The following is a 14,379-nucleotide window of genomic DNA, read 5'->3' on the forward strand; positions in this document are numbered from 1 at the left end:
AAGTAATTAAATGGACAGTATTACTATTCTAAAAAGGGGAAATGTTTGATGAGTTTAACACCTGAACAGCGCATAACCCTTCATGGGTTTAATAATCTGACGAAATCATTGAGCTTTAATATGTATGATATATGTTTTACAAAAACTAAAGAAGAGCGGGAAGCTTATATAGAATATATTGATGAGCAGTATAGTGCAGAGCGATTAACAAGCATTTTAAAAAATGTATCAGATATTATTGGCGCTCATGTTCTAAATGTAGCGAAGCAAGATTATGTTCCTCAAGGGGCAAGTGTGACGATATTGGTTTCTGAAGGCCCTGTTGTAGAAGTACCGACAGAGTCATATGAAGAATCTCCAGGTCCGTTACCTGACAATGTTGTTTTGCAGTTAGATAAAAGCCATATAACTGTTCATACATACCCAGAATTCCACCCAAATGAAGGGATAAGTACGTTTAGAGCAGATATCGATGTTTCAACATGTGGCGAAATATCACCACTTAAGGCATTAAATTATCTAATTCATTCATTTGATACAGATATAATGATAATGGATTATCGTGTACGTGGTTTTACGAGAGATATTAATGGTGAAAAGTTATTTATTGATCATGATATTAACTCAATCCAAAATTACATTCCTGATGAAGTCAAAAGCCAGTATGATATGATTGATGTAAATGTATATCCTGAAAATATTTTTCATACAAAATGTAAATTACGTGGCTTTGATTTAAATAATTATCTTTTTGGTTATACAAAAGATAAATTATCTGATGAAGAAGAAAATGAAATTACGAAAAGATTACAACATGAAATGGATGAAATATTTTATGGGAAAAACATTAAACATTAATTGACTTAATAATATTAATTGGGGTGTCCTAAAGGCTAGAGTTATCCTTTTGGACACCCCTAAGTAATGTTAGAAGGGGAAGAGGAAATTCTATTGAATACTAGTCATGCAACCTAGTATTCTACTTATTAGAAAAAATAGTGTTAGGAGAGTGTGTGATGATAAAACCAACCAGTGTCGGAGAAAGAGTTGTTTCAATCGATATTATTAGAGGCTTTGCCTTATTAGGTATTCTACTAGCCAATATGGTCGCATTTAAAACACCTGTATTTCAGGATTCAGGCGTTTTTTCAGAGGGAAGGCTATTAATTGATGGAAGACTAAACGAAGTGGCGAATTTTTTAGTAACTTTATTTGTCGATGGGAAATTCTATCCAATGTTTTCATTGTTATTTGGAATTGGGTTTTATTTTTTTTATGAACGGACACAGGAAAAGGGTTTAAATGGAACTAGTTTATTTATAAGAAGAGCTTTGTTCTTGTTAATATTAGGACTCATACACCTGACATTTATTTGGTCTGGAGACATTTTACATACATATGCAGTAGCTGGTTTATTCTTGCTTTTTTTTATAAACAGAACGACTAAAGTTATTCTTACATGGGGAATAACATTGTTGCTACTTTCGATGGTTGCAATGTTGTTCTTACTACTAGGGTCAGGTGCACTTATACAAATAGATCCTGATTATTATATAAGTCAAAAAGAAGTAGTTGATCAAGCATTACTAGTGTATTCTACTGGAAGTGTTAGTGATGTTTTTTATTTTCGATTCTATCATGAAGTATTATATTCTCTCTTTAATCTTATCCTTACGGTTCCAAATGTTCTTGGTTTATTTTTAGTAGGTTTGTATATAGCCAAGAAGGGTTATTTGCAAGAACCTTGTAAGCATCAGCATATTTGGAGAAAGTTAAATAAGCATACGTTATGGAGTGGGGGGGGTCTTACGTTACTGTTTGCATTATTGCTAAACGTTGAATTTACTAGTCCATATTGGTTATTGTATGCGCTAGCTCATTCCTTAAATATTATTGCAGGTCCATTGCTAATGCTTTGGTATGTATCTTCAATCGTCTTACTTGTGCAAAAGAAGAGAGTACTACATAAGTTACAACCAATTGGGTCTGTAGGAAGAATGGCATTAACGAATTATCTCCTACAGTCTCTCGTTTTTGTTTTCATCTTTTATGGCTATGGCATAGGAATGTTTGGGAAGATAGGAGCATTTAAAGGGATTTTATTTGCGTTATTGTTGTATTCCTTACAAGTTATCATTAGTCATATATGGTTAAAATACTTTAATCAAGGCCCATTAGAGTCCTTATGGAGAAAGTGGACTTATCAACAAACATCCTCCATTTAAAAAAAAATTTGTCGATTTTATTAAAAAAATGGAGGGAATTACCTACATAATGTCAAATATATTTGTAGTTTGGCAATATAGGAAATGAGGTATATATATTTGGATGCGACTTTATTTAATTCTATTTTTGAACAATCGGCGATAGCAACTGCAATCACAGATTTAAATGGGAATTTTGTACATGTAAATCAAGCTCTCTGTGAATTCACAGGATATAACAAATCAGAAATAATGGACCAATCCTATACTGTAATTTCTCATAAACGTGATATACAAATAAACCGCACCCAATTAAGAATGTTATTAAAGCAGGAAGAAACGAATTTTCAAAGGGAAAAGCAATATATTCATAAAAATGGACATCTTATGTGGGGACTATTAAATGTAAGTTTAATTTTGGGATCTAAGGATTATAATGAACAAAAACTCCTAATTCAAATTAAAGATATTAACAAAAGGAAAGAAATGGAACAAATGTTAGTGGAAAATGAAAAGAAGTTCCGTTTAATAGCGGAACATTCTTCAGATATTATTTCAACGTTTAGCTTTGATAATGAATGCAAATATATTTCTAAATCAATTCAAATAGGTTTAGGGTATAATCCTAACAAACTATTAGAACAAGACATCTTTTTAAATTTACTTCATCCAGATGAAATAGACGAAGTTATGGCACAGGTAAAATTAGCTCTACCATCTGTAACAACTTTTACTCATAGGTTAAGACATAAAGATGGGCGTTACATTTGGTTTGAAACAAAGATTAAAACTATCTATGACCATGGTAGACCAATAGAAAAGTTAGCAGTTTCAAGAGATATTTCAAGAAGAAAAAAATTAGAAGATGAGTTGCTAGTAAGTGAAGAACGTTATCGTAGTCTTGTCGAATCTTCTCCAGAAACGATTTTGGTCTTTTCAGCAGATGACGGTAAAATTTTATATTTAAATGCAACTGGTTATGAGTTATTAGGTGCGAGTAAGAGTCTCGATTTAACAGGCTACACTGTCTGGAATTTCATGATTATGGATGAGATTGAAATGGCAGAGAGTAACTTATATAAAATGTTAACAGAGCTTACTGAACCTATTCAGCATACAACAACATTACTATGCTTGGATAATAAACGGAAATTGGTCAAATCAACAGCTTCCGCAATAACCTATAAGGGGAAAACTGCCATTCAAGCAGTTGTTCGTGATATAACAGAAGAGCGAAAGATTGAAGAATGGATGAAGAAAACAGAAAAGCTTTCTTTAGTAGGACAATTAGCTGCTGGAGTTGCCCATGAAATTCGTAATCCGATGACCTCTATTAAAGGTTTCATTCAATTAGCTAAAACAACAAAGGAATTAAAAGATATCTACATTGATATTATGTTAACAGAGCTCGAAAGAACAGAAAGTATTATTTATGAGTTTTTATCTCTTGCTAAACCGAATGGTGCTACTAGCTTTCAAGACATGAATTTTATTATCATGCTTCAGAAAGTAATTACTTTATTAGAAACCCAAGCAATGATCCAAGATGTTGAAATTTTAGTTGAATATGACCAAGTACCATTAATTGAATGTGATGAAAATCAATTGAAACAAGTATTTATTAATATTATTCAAAATGCAATTGAAGCTAGTACAAGTAAAGGCAAGATAAGGATAACTGTCGGTACTGATTCTCAACATCAATATACAATCGTAAGAATTGTAGATGAAGGCTGTGGAATACCAGAGTGTCGGTTAAATAAGTTAGGGGAGCCGTTCTATTCTACAAAGGAAAAAGGAACTGGCTTAGGGTTACTCGTTAGCTTTAATATTATTGATAGTCATCAAGGTAAGATTAATTATGAGAGTAAGGAAGGTCAAGGTACATCAGTGGAGGTAATATTGCCGGTAAGGCAGTCGATTAGAGAACTAATTACCTAACGAAAGAAACTGAAGTCTTTTTTGAGCTTGCTCTGAGTATATTCCCCAGAGCAAGCATAAAAATGCGCCAAACTATTACGATGTCATTTATTTTGATTAAATTCTATATTAATCGAATTATTTTCTTCTACTAAAATATCATCTTCTTCTTTTTCCTCTTTCTCTTCCAACTCTTGATTTATCATAGATTTTAATTTTTCCTTAATGTTATTGTTTTCTCCATTTTCTTCTATAACAGGACCAAAATTAAAAGTGAATTCATCACCAATAATATATTCACCGGTAACGAACTTTGAATTGGCCTGATGTCCCTTATGAATTGTAGGTCCAAAATTAATTGACCCTCCACGAGCATTATTTATACGAATCGAACCAATCTTAGTATACGGTCCACTTCGTCTCATTAGAAATCCTCCTTTCTTACATACAATAACGTATGTGAGCAAGGACAACCTAGTATAGATGATAGTCACCATATATACTAAATTAGACTATTATCACTAAACTCCAGACTATGTATATGTTTTGTATGGTATACTGAAATAGTTAGTTTTAGATTGGCGGTGAAATATAATGAAGAAATGTGAGTCGTGTTCCAGTCCTATAACATGGAAGGAAAAGACTAAGTCATTATTATTAGGAAATAGACCAATTACATGTCCAAAATGTAATAGTAAATATGTTATCAAACCAAGCTCAAGATTGATTGTAAGTTTAACTCTTGCCATACCATTAGTTATATTTGGTTTATTTATTGCACCGATGATAGGGTTAAGTAATTTAGTGATGGTAGGATATTTGGTAGTTATCGCGCTGTTTATATCAATGGGGCAAGCATTTTTTGTGAAGTATGACAAAAAAAATACCCAAAAGATAAAACAATAGGTATAGAATGAGGGGGCTAACAAAGTGTATTCTTCACTTTGTTAGCCCTCTAGGTACGGTTGATATTTATTTAAAAGGCTTATTGATGTTGTTCTGGTGAATGATCTTTCCCCTTTTTCTTAAGTTCTTTCTCTGTTTCCATATTCTCCATCTCTTTACCTAGTTGTTTCGCATCTTCGAAATCTTCTACCATCGAGTTATCTCTTTCTTTAGAGGGTTCGTCTTTTTTCTTTATCTTTTTCGTCAGTGGATTGTCCAATTGCTTTTTATCTTTTTCATCATCAATTTTTCCTGCACCAAGTCCTTCGTTAATCATCTCATCAATTTGCTCTTCTTTTTTCATGTTTACTTTTCCTCCTTATTGTGAATACTGTTTGTTTTTATAATACCCGTCCATTTGCTAGGTAAACATTACATTTTCAAGATGGTATTCAGTAAGGAAGTCTAGATATAGATAAAATGTATTATGCATGAATAATATGAAGTGTTCATGTTATGGTTATGAAGGTAACTATCTATGTTTGGAAGGGAGTTGTTCTATCTTGGAAATATTGTCACAGATATGGCCATATATATTAATCTTCATACTGTCTGCTATTCCATTATTCGAAGCAATGGTTGTGATACCGATTGCAATTGTAGCTGGATTACCATGGGTTCCAGTATTAATTGTTGGACTTATCGGTAATGTTGTCACTGTTCTTATTGTTATTATTTATGTTGAAAAAATAAAGGAATGGAGAAATAGAAGAAAGCAAAAGAAACTAGAAGAGAAGAACGAAAACATAAGAGAAAATGAAAACGAAGTTGATGAAGCCAAAGAGTCAGAAGAGAAAAACGTTAACAAAAGTGAAAATGAAAATGTTGATGAAGATGTAATTGAAGAGGTAGGAGAGAAGCAAACGAAACGAGCAATAAGAGCACAAAAGATTTGGAAAAAGTATGGATTGCCAGGTTTAGCTCTCATTGGACCTTTTATTGTAGGGAGTCATATTACTGCATTAATGAGCCTATCCTTTGGCGGAACGAAGAAATCTGTTACCTATTGGGTTAATGGTAGTGTAATTGGATGGTGTATTTTACTAGCGGTGCTAGCTCATATTGGTTTAGACTTTTTTATTAGCGATAATGGAGGCTTTTTATCAGACCTTTTCTAAAATTTCAGGAATAGAGACAAAGTCCTAATGGGAGCTTTGTCTCTATTTTTTTCCATCAACCTTAGATTTTGGATATTGAAGTCGAAACTGCTTTAATTTTTTATAATGCTCACTAATTTCTTTAGCTGTTAGCTTATTAGTTTTTAAATCGACTTCACTATGGTATCTCAGAAGCAATTCGGCCGTATTAATTGCATCATCAATCCCACGATGTGCTTTTCCAACTGGATCTATTCCAACTAACTTTAATGCGTTTTTCAAACCTAAAGAATGTTGAATTTCTGGATTAATTAGATTCCCGATTTGTGGTTGTATATCATTGTAGTTTATAATCCAATCTAATTTTAGTTTCGTGCGGATACATTGGTTTATTAGATGAGCTTTGTCATCTCTTCCCCAAGAGCAAAGATAATAATCTTCACCAGCCCAATCTGAAAATTGTTGAATTCCTTGTTTAAATGGGACGGCTGATTTTTCATCTTCCTTAGTCATTTTGATAAATTTCTTTGTACTCTTAGAAAAATAGCCACTCTTTGGTTTAATATACACTTGAAATTGGTCAGTTATTTCCTTTGATGTTAAATTCACTTTACAAGCTCCGATTTCAACGATTTCACTGAGCTGCCCTTTTTTAAATCGCTTCATTAATTCTAAGTCAAAAACAATCGCATCCAACAGATTCACCCTTTCCGTATTACTCTATACTTATAGTTTACACTTACTTTCTGTTTCAATCGAATATTACAATGAAAAAATGTATGAATATTAGTAGTCAGTAGAAGGTTAGATTAAATTGATACATATCATTTGAAGTCATTTTCTTATGAAACTGTGGGGATTTGTTACATTTCCCTTAAACTATGATAATATAATTAATGTGAATATAAAACATAGTAGGTGAGTAATTTGATCGTCAATCGAAATGAACCATGTCCTTGTGGCAGTGGAAAAAAGTTTAAAAAATGTTGTTTGAAAAATGAAAATGTTATTCAATTAAGTAAAGTAAAAGAGGAGCGTTTTTTTACACAAAAGAAAAACTTAGTTGATAAGCTTAGGGAATTTTTCACAGAAAAGCTAAGTTATAATGAGCATATGCGTCTTCATACTGAATTCAAAAATCGAACAGGGCGTAGTTTATCTCAAGAAAATGACCAAGCGTTCTTTACCTTTTGGTTATATTTCTTCCATCGATTTGAAGAAAATGGCCGAGGGATTGAATGGTTTTACAGTGAAAATCAGTCGAAGTTATCTGAAGTTGATAGGCAATTTGCAAAATCATGGACAGAACTATTGCCTAGAATCGTTCAAGCGGTAGACGCGACGAACTCTGAGGTGTTGTTTGAGGATATTATCACGAAAGAAACCTTTAATGTTCCAAATAATAAAGAGGCATTACCTATCTTTGCTCCTTGGTATGGTACCATTGGTGTGCTTGAGCCTTTTGATAATCAGTATTATTTCAATGGGGTTCGTGTTTTTGAAGGACCAAGCAATATTAACAATGCATTACTGAAAGTAGAAGATCTAATCGAGGAAACGAAGAAAAGCGCTACTGAGGTGCTTATAGACTATTATCCTGAAATTTTGCTTGAATCGTTAAAAAATGAGCGTGACACGGGTGAAGCTATAGAACAAAAGACTATTTCTGAGTACAAATTAGATTATAATGTACATAACCATACGGTACTTCAAGATTTTATTCATAACGAAGGTTTTGTTATAGATAAATGGGATGATAAAGTCAAATCGGTTAACTGGACTAGTTCATGGAAATGCTATAAAGATAGTGAATTATCAGGGGAAGTACTACTCGCGGATGTGTATGCTCTGATTGATATCAATGAGGATGTTCTCACTTTTAAAAGTATTGATATTGATAAAATAAATGAGTTCAAAAGCAAACTAGGAAAATTAGGTGTTGCTATTACATTTAAAGAGGAGTCAGTACATACTTTTGAGATTCCGTACTATGCAGAAATTCGTAATACAGTATTAAGGGTCGATGATAATACCCCGCAATACTTTGGTATGTTCGCTCAACAGCATTTAGGAAATGAGATTGAAGTACCGATTCCAAAGTATAATGGCCACTCCATTCGTGAGCTTGTTGAACAGGGCAAAGTTAGGGATGCTGAAACTTGGCTAAAACAAACGGAATATTTGATGTACATGAATGTATTAAAACAATTTGGGAAGGTAGAAGTTACAGCTGATCACAATACAGCGCGTAAAATACTTGGACTTCCATTATCTCCTTTTGTTACTGGTGGGGAAAATAGAACGTCTTCAATGGAGAATGTGGTATCTTCTAAAGATGGGTTTAAGGTCGAGGAGGAAGACATCCCTTACCTTGAAAGTCTAGAATTTACACCTGATACAGTCGACAATTTTTATTCAGAGGATTTTGTTGACTTCTTTAAGGATAAAACAGGTGGGAAAAGTGAAGCAACTGTTAGAAAGTATAAAAACAGCCTAGTTGATTTAAAAGAATTATTAGAGCGTTCTTCAAGAAATAGCTGGAGCGAGTTAAACTATGAATTTTGGGAACAGCTTATTTCAAAAGATTATTTAAGTATGTATGAAGTTGCAAGTAAGACACTACTGAAGGATTTTCTGAGTACACTGAAAGCCTTTACAAAATGGCTAGACAAAAAGTACTCGATGTCGCTTTCTAAAGATGTGACTTCGATTGTAAAAGAATATGAAGAAAAGCTAATTGAAAAATTATTAGTTCTTAGATAATAATTAGAAGGCATCCTGTACTTGAAAGGATGCCTTCTTAAAGTACCTAAGGGGGAACAACGTGGGAGAAGCACAAGTAAAATCAATAGAACGTAAATCAATTGTGGAGAGATTTGGTTTAGAGTCTGTACCGAAAGATTTACGTACAACATCCTCACTAGAATATACGATGATCCAAATAGCGATTGCAGTCAATGCAGGAAACTTTCTCGTCCCTGCCTTAGCTGTTTTAGAGGGAGGGCTTTCATTCTTTTATGCGGTCCTTTCAACGGTGATTGGAGCATCTCTTGCCTTTTTATTTGTATCTTTTTTGGCATTACCTGGGGCAAAATATGGTATTCCAGGTCAGTATGCGATTCGATCTATATTAGGAATGAACGGAGCACGCTTCATCGCGTCACCTGTTCGGACTGTAACGTCTCTGTATTGGTTTGCAGTTCAGACAATTGGAGGTACTTATTTATTAAAGGAAATGATTGAAAGGGCTTTTTCAGTGTACATTTCTTTTGTTCCACTAGCACTTAGTATGGCGACAATCATGGCTGTTCTTGCGCTCATCGGATTTGAAGCGGTAAAAAAAGTAACAAAATACTTCCTACCAATCTTATTTCTAGGGGGAGTAGTTATGCTATATATATTTTTCACGACTGATGCAAAGGGAATGACATTTCAAGATGTATGGTCAAAGGAAGGTACAAACCAAGTAAGTACGATGTTGTTCTTTGCGAGCCTTGCCTTTGTTCAATATATTTCTGGAGTAAGTTCTTCATCTGATATTGGTAGATACGCCAAATCTACGAATCACGCATTTTATGGTTTATTAACGGGGAACATCATTGGTTTTACATTAACAGCTGTACTTGGCGCCTATACGGCTACATTAGCAGCCAGTTGGAATCCATATGTAATCTCTAGTCAGCTAACAGATTCAACTCTGCTTATCCTCATAATCTTTCTTGCTGCTATGTGCTCTATGATTATTATAAATCTTGCAAATGCATATACAGGTGGATATAGCCTATTAAATTCAGTTCCTAGATTAGGCAGAGTGAAAAGTGCTGTCTTGTTTGGACTAACTGCCATAATTTTAAGCTCTCTTCCGGCATTAGTAGATGATGCAAAGACGTTTATTTCGTTTCTAGGGGCATTAGTAATTCCACTATCTGCTGTCATAGTGATAGACTTTTTAGTGGTAAAAAAACGTAAATTATCATCTGCAGATATGGAAAAGCTGGCAAATCAGAGCTATCGTTATAATAAAAAGGCATTACTGTCCGTTGTTCTTGGACTGATAGTTTATCTACTATTACCTGAAAACCTTTCACCAGGTTTTATGGCCTTCATATTAGTTAGTGTTATGTATCTAGGTTTAGTTTATAAAAGAAGAAAATAAGAAGTTGTGTGAATAATAGGAAGCTAGATTAGATAGTATCGTGAAATCAACAGGTATTATTGAAAATGTCTTCCTATTATCACCTTTAAGAAAATAAAGGAATGAGGCGAATGAATAATTTCGAATTCAGGTTTGATTTCACTCTGAAGTAAATCAATTACAACTCGATGTTCTTTGATCGTCCCTTCAAGGTATCTAAAATTACTTCTCATTTCAATTAAAATCTTCTCTTGTCCAGTTTCAATTCTCTCTAAACGTTCATCAACTGAATTAAAACGCTTATTAATAGCAATGACTTGAGTATCAACTGAATTAAAACGCTTATCAATAGCAATCATTTGAGTATCTATTGAATCTAGTCTCTTTTCATTTGCAACGAGCTGTTCATCGATAGAATCAAATCGTTCACCAAACCGAGCGTCCATAGAGTCAAACCGCTCATCGACAGCAAGAAACCGAGCATCAATAGAGTCAAATCTTTTATCAATTTGTTCGAACTTTACATTCATTTCCTTTTTCATACCTTGTATTTCGGTAAGAATTAATTTCATCGCTTCCTCCAATGCTTTCACCTCCTTTATTATTTTGAATTATACCATTAAAGCAGAATGATATTAAATAATTTAAGCTATACATAATTGTAGAAATTCTAGTTTGCTTAGATAACGTTGCAATAGCAAAGAGGATGTTTAAAGATCAGTGTACATATCTTAGAACATCCTCTTTTTATGTGTAGTTTTGTTATTTTTCATTTTGTCGAAGTAAACCTAATAGCAATTGGTCAGTTTGTAAATCAATATATTCATCAATTGTGTAAAGTTCCTTTAATGCCCAGCGACGAAATGCCCACATATGTCCACTAATTATAATGTTATGTGCTGTTAATTTAATTTGCTTTTCATTTAAATCTATAATTTTTTCAGCGACACATTCTCTGATTACTTTTTCAATACTTTCCATCATTAAATTGTTTTTATTTAGAACATAGAGGAGAGCATCTTTTGGTAAAGCTTTCACATCTTGATACATGATAATGATTTCGTCTTGTAAACCATCGACAACTCGAAAGTATGAACTAATTACAACCTTTAATCGTTCTATCCCTTTAAGCTTTGTTGTATCAAGGTTAGATTCAAGGCGCTCATTTACTTCATCATAAATATAGTCACAAACTAAAAATAGAACATCTTCTTTCTTACCTATATATTCATAAAGTGCACCTATACTGAATCCTGATTCTTTAGAAATTTCTCTAGTTGTTGTACGATGATATCCCTTTTCTTTAATAAGGCGTACTGATGCTTTAATAATTTGATTTCTTCGGTATTCTAATAATTTAGGATCTTTTACACTTGCGGGTACTTTCCTTTTTTTCAAATGGCTCACTCTCCTTGATGACAGAATCTCTATAAATAAATTAACTGGAAATTTCGAAAAAATATTTAGGGTACAGTCTATTTTAAAAAGGATATGAACTTTTTGCAATAAAAATAAATGAAGCTTCACTCAATGGAAGCTTTTATTTGGTTTTTTGTTTTGGAAAGGCAACCGACACAATGTTTCTTGACTACAATAGTTAAAAGCGTCAGTGGATATTTTGTGGAATGATTGGGTTTATTTGTCTACTTAGTTCATAATGGAATGGATAGAAAATTTAACACGGAGAGGGAGAGGTATGTTGAAACTTACATACACTGGCAAGACGAAGGATGTTTATGTTTTAGAGGATGGAAACTACTTATTAAAATTTAAAGATGATGTGACTGGGGAAAATGGAGTATTTGACCCAGGTGCAAATACAGTGGGACTAACGTTAGAGGGAGCTGGAAAAGCTGGACTACGTTTAACAAAGTTTTTCTTCGAGGCGTTAAAGAAGAAAGAAATCCCAACACATTACATCGATTCTAATATAGAAGAAGGGACGATGACGGTTAAGCCTGCTGAAGTATTTGGTAAAGGACTGGAGGTAATTTGTCGCTACAGAGCTGTTGGAAGTTTCCTACGCCGTTATGGGATGTATGCGGAAGAAGGTCAAGAGCTAGATGGATTCGTTGAGGTAACATTGAAGGATGATGACCGTCAAGACCCGCCAATTTCTAATGATGCCTTAGACATGTTAGGGATTCTTTCAAAAGAGGAATACGAAGTACTAAAAGTGTTAACACAAAACATCGGAAATGTAGTGAAAGAAGAGTTAGCAAAGAAAGATATTGAGCTATACGATATTAAATTTGAATTTGGTCGTATTGAAAACGGCAAGGAAATTGTTCTAATTGATGAAATCTCAGGTGGTAATATGAGAGCTTACAAAAATGGTCAATATATTGAGCCATTACAATTAGAAAAATTTATGTTGGAACTATAAGTAAGCATAAGGATCAATGTATGGCAGCCAAAGTTGAATGGCTGCTTATTTTTTTAAGAGTGCGTATGTTGAGAAAAACTTTAAGTCAAAGGAAAGTTTAGTCATAAAGCAATCCCTCGCTCTATTTCATCTTAGAAAAGGAAGAATAAACTCCTGGACAATCTCATATATGTAAGTAGGTTGCTACTTTGTTCAAATTTGAAGGTGGGTGACAGGATGAGTGAGGTAGAATTATATACAAGTAGTAGTACTGATTTAACGATAACTAATCAAGAATTGAATTATTTCGGGAAAGTCATTCCCTTTCAAAATGTACAAAATGTAACTTGTACACAAATGAAGGCAGATTATACGATTTTCTCTTGTTTAGCACTAATAGGATTAATTATTACATGCCTAGGAAAGCTGCGGGCTGGACTAGTGATTTCAGATTTAATTATATTTGACCATTATTTACAGTTATATAATTTATGGGATTCTACCGGGGCGTTTTTCTTAATGATCAGCGCTTATATTTTTTTACTAACTAAGGATAGATATCTTATTGATATTAAAATGAAAAACGGAGAAACAATGAATATACCATTAACAAAAAAAGTAGATCAATATTCGATAGAGAATATTGAAAAATCAATCAAACAAGCTATGCGATATACGAAATTTTCAGTAGCAGCAGAAAATCCTTATGAATCAAAGAGTAAGTAATTATTGATGAGGGTGTCTCAAAAAAGCGATTGTGGTTTTTTGAAAGCACTGAAATAGTCCAAGGTAGAGTATTCAAGTTGCAAGCCTATCCATTTTATCACTCTTTCCTATTTTACTATTTTAAGCAATGGATAGGATAATATGTACTAGTCATGGTGAAAATTGAATCATCACACAGTTATTTATTAATTATAATTATTATTAATATATATTGTATTTTATTTAATGCATGTTATAATCATTCTTATTAAGAGTGAATGATAATACAAGAGGTGTCTACTATGAATGTAAAAATAAAAGAATGTCAAACTTGTAATTCTCCAGTTAAAACATTAAAGCATGGAAGTTTGTGTGAGTGTGGCTATAAACTGAAAAATAGAAAACATGGCTAGAGAGTAGGAGCACTAAAAAAGTATTTTTATATTTTTTAGTGCTTTTTAAGAAATACGTTAAAGCTGTTATAATTTTTATTGAAGTTGACGCGCAACGTGAAGAAACATTATAAGTTATAATTTCTTTCTCATTTATCTTGTCTAATTCTCACCATTGCACCTTCCAATTTGAAATTTGGATAATGATATGCATAATATCCTCCACCATATTGACCCGCATATTCTAGTGTAGTTGTTTGATAAGCCTGTTTTTCTTCATCTTCACCAAGAAGCAGTTCAATGGAATCACCATTCTCTATTTCGTGTCCTTCTACCTCAAATTTCCCGTTAATATTTAGGTGAAGTTTTCCTTCAACAAGAACCTCTTTTTCCATATAATCAATACTGTTCTGAAGCTGCGATATATATTGTTCATGTAAGATTTGTAAATAAATATAAGTAGAACGGTTATGTATATCCATCTCTTCGATAGAATCTACCTCTTCTAACTCGTTCATTATTTCAGTAAATTCCTTAAGATTCTTAGAAATTAATTGTAATGTATCGTTCGCTTGCTTAACTTTTTCTACATGACTCATAGTATCAACCCCTCCAT

15 protein-coding genes are annotated in these 14,379 nt (G+C 33.1%); 9 read left to right on the top strand and 6 right to left on the bottom strand.

The features are described from left to right. The first annotated feature begins 48 nt into the window (after positions 1-48). The 3 genes from speD (at position 49) to CD003_RS04740 (ending at position 4,145) form a co-directional block, all read left to right on the top strand. Positions 49-858, top strand: a complete 810-nt coding sequence (gene speD, locus CD003_RS04730; protein WP_096199726.1) for an adenosylmethionine decarboxylase — start codon at positions 49-51, stop codon at positions 856-858. A 158-nt stretch (positions 859-1,016) separates the two neighbouring features. After that, positions 1,017-2,225 (top strand): DUF418 domain-containing protein, encoded by a 1,209-nt coding sequence (locus CD003_RS04735; RefSeq protein WP_096199727.1) that lies wholly within the window; start codon positions 1,017-1,019, stop codon positions 2,223-2,225. A 99-nt stretch (positions 2,226-2,324) separates the two neighbouring features. Beyond that, a complete protein-coding gene (locus tag CD003_RS04740; protein ID WP_179295431.1) occupies positions 2,325-4,145 on the top strand; it encodes a PAS domain S-box protein in 1,821 nt (606 codons plus the stop codon). 83 nt (positions 4,146-4,228) lie between these two features. On the opposite strand, the gene CD003_RS04745 is transcribed toward CD003_RS04740, so the two are convergent. After that, a complete protein-coding gene (locus CD003_RS04745) occupies positions 4,229-4,549 on the bottom strand; it encodes a hypothetical protein (protein WP_096199729.1) in 321 nt (106 codons plus the stop codon). A 169-nt stretch (positions 4,550-4,718) separates the two neighbouring features. Between CD003_RS04745 and CD003_RS04750 the strand changes: the two genes are divergently transcribed. Further along, the gene (locus CD003_RS04750) at positions 4,719-5,030 is read left to right on the top strand and encodes a TIGR04104 family putative zinc finger protein (protein WP_096199730.1); all 312 of its coding nucleotides are present in this window, start codon (positions 4,719-4,721) and stop codon (positions 5,028-5,030) included. A gap of 79 nt (positions 5,031-5,109) precedes the next feature. Here CD003_RS04750 and CD003_RS04755 read toward each other — a convergent pair whose 3' ends face one another. After that, positions 5,110-5,373: a hypothetical protein gene (locus CD003_RS04755; protein WP_096199731.1), complete on the bottom strand. Its 264-nt coding sequence runs from the start codon at positions 5,371-5,373 to the stop codon at positions 5,110-5,112. A 199-nt stretch (positions 5,374-5,572) separates the two neighbouring features. Here CD003_RS04755 and CD003_RS04760 point away from each other — a divergent pair, with 199 nt between their 5' ends. Beyond that, positions 5,573-6,187, top strand: a complete 615-nt coding sequence (locus CD003_RS04760) for a small multi-drug export protein (protein WP_218838245.1) — start codon at positions 5,573-5,575, stop codon at positions 6,185-6,187. A 42-nt stretch (positions 6,188-6,229) separates the two neighbouring features. Here the strand turns inward: CD003_RS04760 and CD003_RS04765 are convergent, their stop codons facing one another. Beyond that, positions 6,230-6,862 (bottom strand): 3'-5' exonuclease, encoded by a 633-nt coding sequence (locus CD003_RS04765; protein WP_096199732.1) that lies wholly within the window; start codon positions 6,860-6,862, stop codon positions 6,230-6,232. A 231-nt stretch (positions 6,863-7,093) separates the two neighbouring features. Between CD003_RS04765 and CD003_RS04770 the strand changes: the two genes are divergently transcribed. Beyond that, positions 7,094-8,929 (top strand): SEC-C domain-containing protein, encoded by a 1,836-nt coding sequence (locus tag CD003_RS04770; protein ID WP_179295432.1) that lies wholly within the window; start codon positions 7,094-7,096, stop codon positions 8,927-8,929. Positions 8,930-8,990: 61 nt separating this feature from the next. Beyond that, the gene (locus CD003_RS04775) at positions 8,991-10,322 is read left to right on the top strand and encodes a purine-cytosine permease family protein (RefSeq protein ID WP_096199734.1); all 1,332 of its coding nucleotides are present in this window, start codon (positions 8,991-8,993) and stop codon (positions 10,320-10,322) included. Between the two features lie 56 nt (positions 10,323-10,378). Here the strand turns inward: CD003_RS04775 and CD003_RS04780 are convergent, their stop codons facing one another. Both CD003_RS04780 and CD003_RS04785 read right to left on the bottom strand, forming a co-directional pair. After that, positions 10,379-10,885, bottom strand: coding sequence for a hypothetical protein (locus tag CD003_RS04780; protein WP_096199735.1), 507 nt, complete (start codon positions 10,883-10,885; stop codon positions 10,379-10,381). Between the two features lie 178 nt (positions 10,886-11,063). Continuing rightward, positions 11,064-11,699 (bottom strand): TetR/AcrR family transcriptional regulator, encoded by a 636-nt coding sequence (locus CD003_RS04785; protein ID WP_096199736.1) that lies wholly within the window; start codon positions 11,697-11,699, stop codon positions 11,064-11,066. 301 nt (positions 11,700-12,000) lie between these two features. Here CD003_RS04785 and CD003_RS04790 point away from each other — a divergent pair, with 301 nt between their 5' ends. Both CD003_RS04790 and CD003_RS04795 read left to right on the top strand, forming a co-directional pair. After that, positions 12,001-12,687: a phosphoribosylaminoimidazolesuccinocarboxamide synthase gene (locus tag CD003_RS04790; RefSeq protein ID WP_096202254.1), complete on the top strand. Its 687-nt coding sequence runs from the start codon at positions 12,001-12,003 to the stop codon at positions 12,685-12,687. Between the two features lie 216 nt (positions 12,688-12,903). Then, complete coding sequence (locus CD003_RS04795) at positions 12,904-13,392, top strand: hypothetical protein (RefSeq protein ID WP_096199737.1); 489 nt, start codon at positions 12,904-12,906, stop codon at positions 13,390-13,392. Between the two features lie 520 nt (positions 13,393-13,912). Here CD003_RS04795 and CD003_RS04800 read toward each other — a convergent pair. After that, positions 13,913-14,362 (bottom strand): DUF5348 domain-containing protein, encoded by a 450-nt coding sequence (locus CD003_RS04800; protein WP_096199738.1) that lies wholly within the window; start codon positions 14,360-14,362, stop codon positions 13,913-13,915. Between the last annotated feature and the right edge of the window lie 17 nt (positions 14,363-14,379).

Source organism: Bacillus sp. FJAT-45350, assembly GCF_002335805.1.
GTDB lineage: Bacteria > Bacillota > Bacilli > Bacillales > NISU01 > FJAT-45350.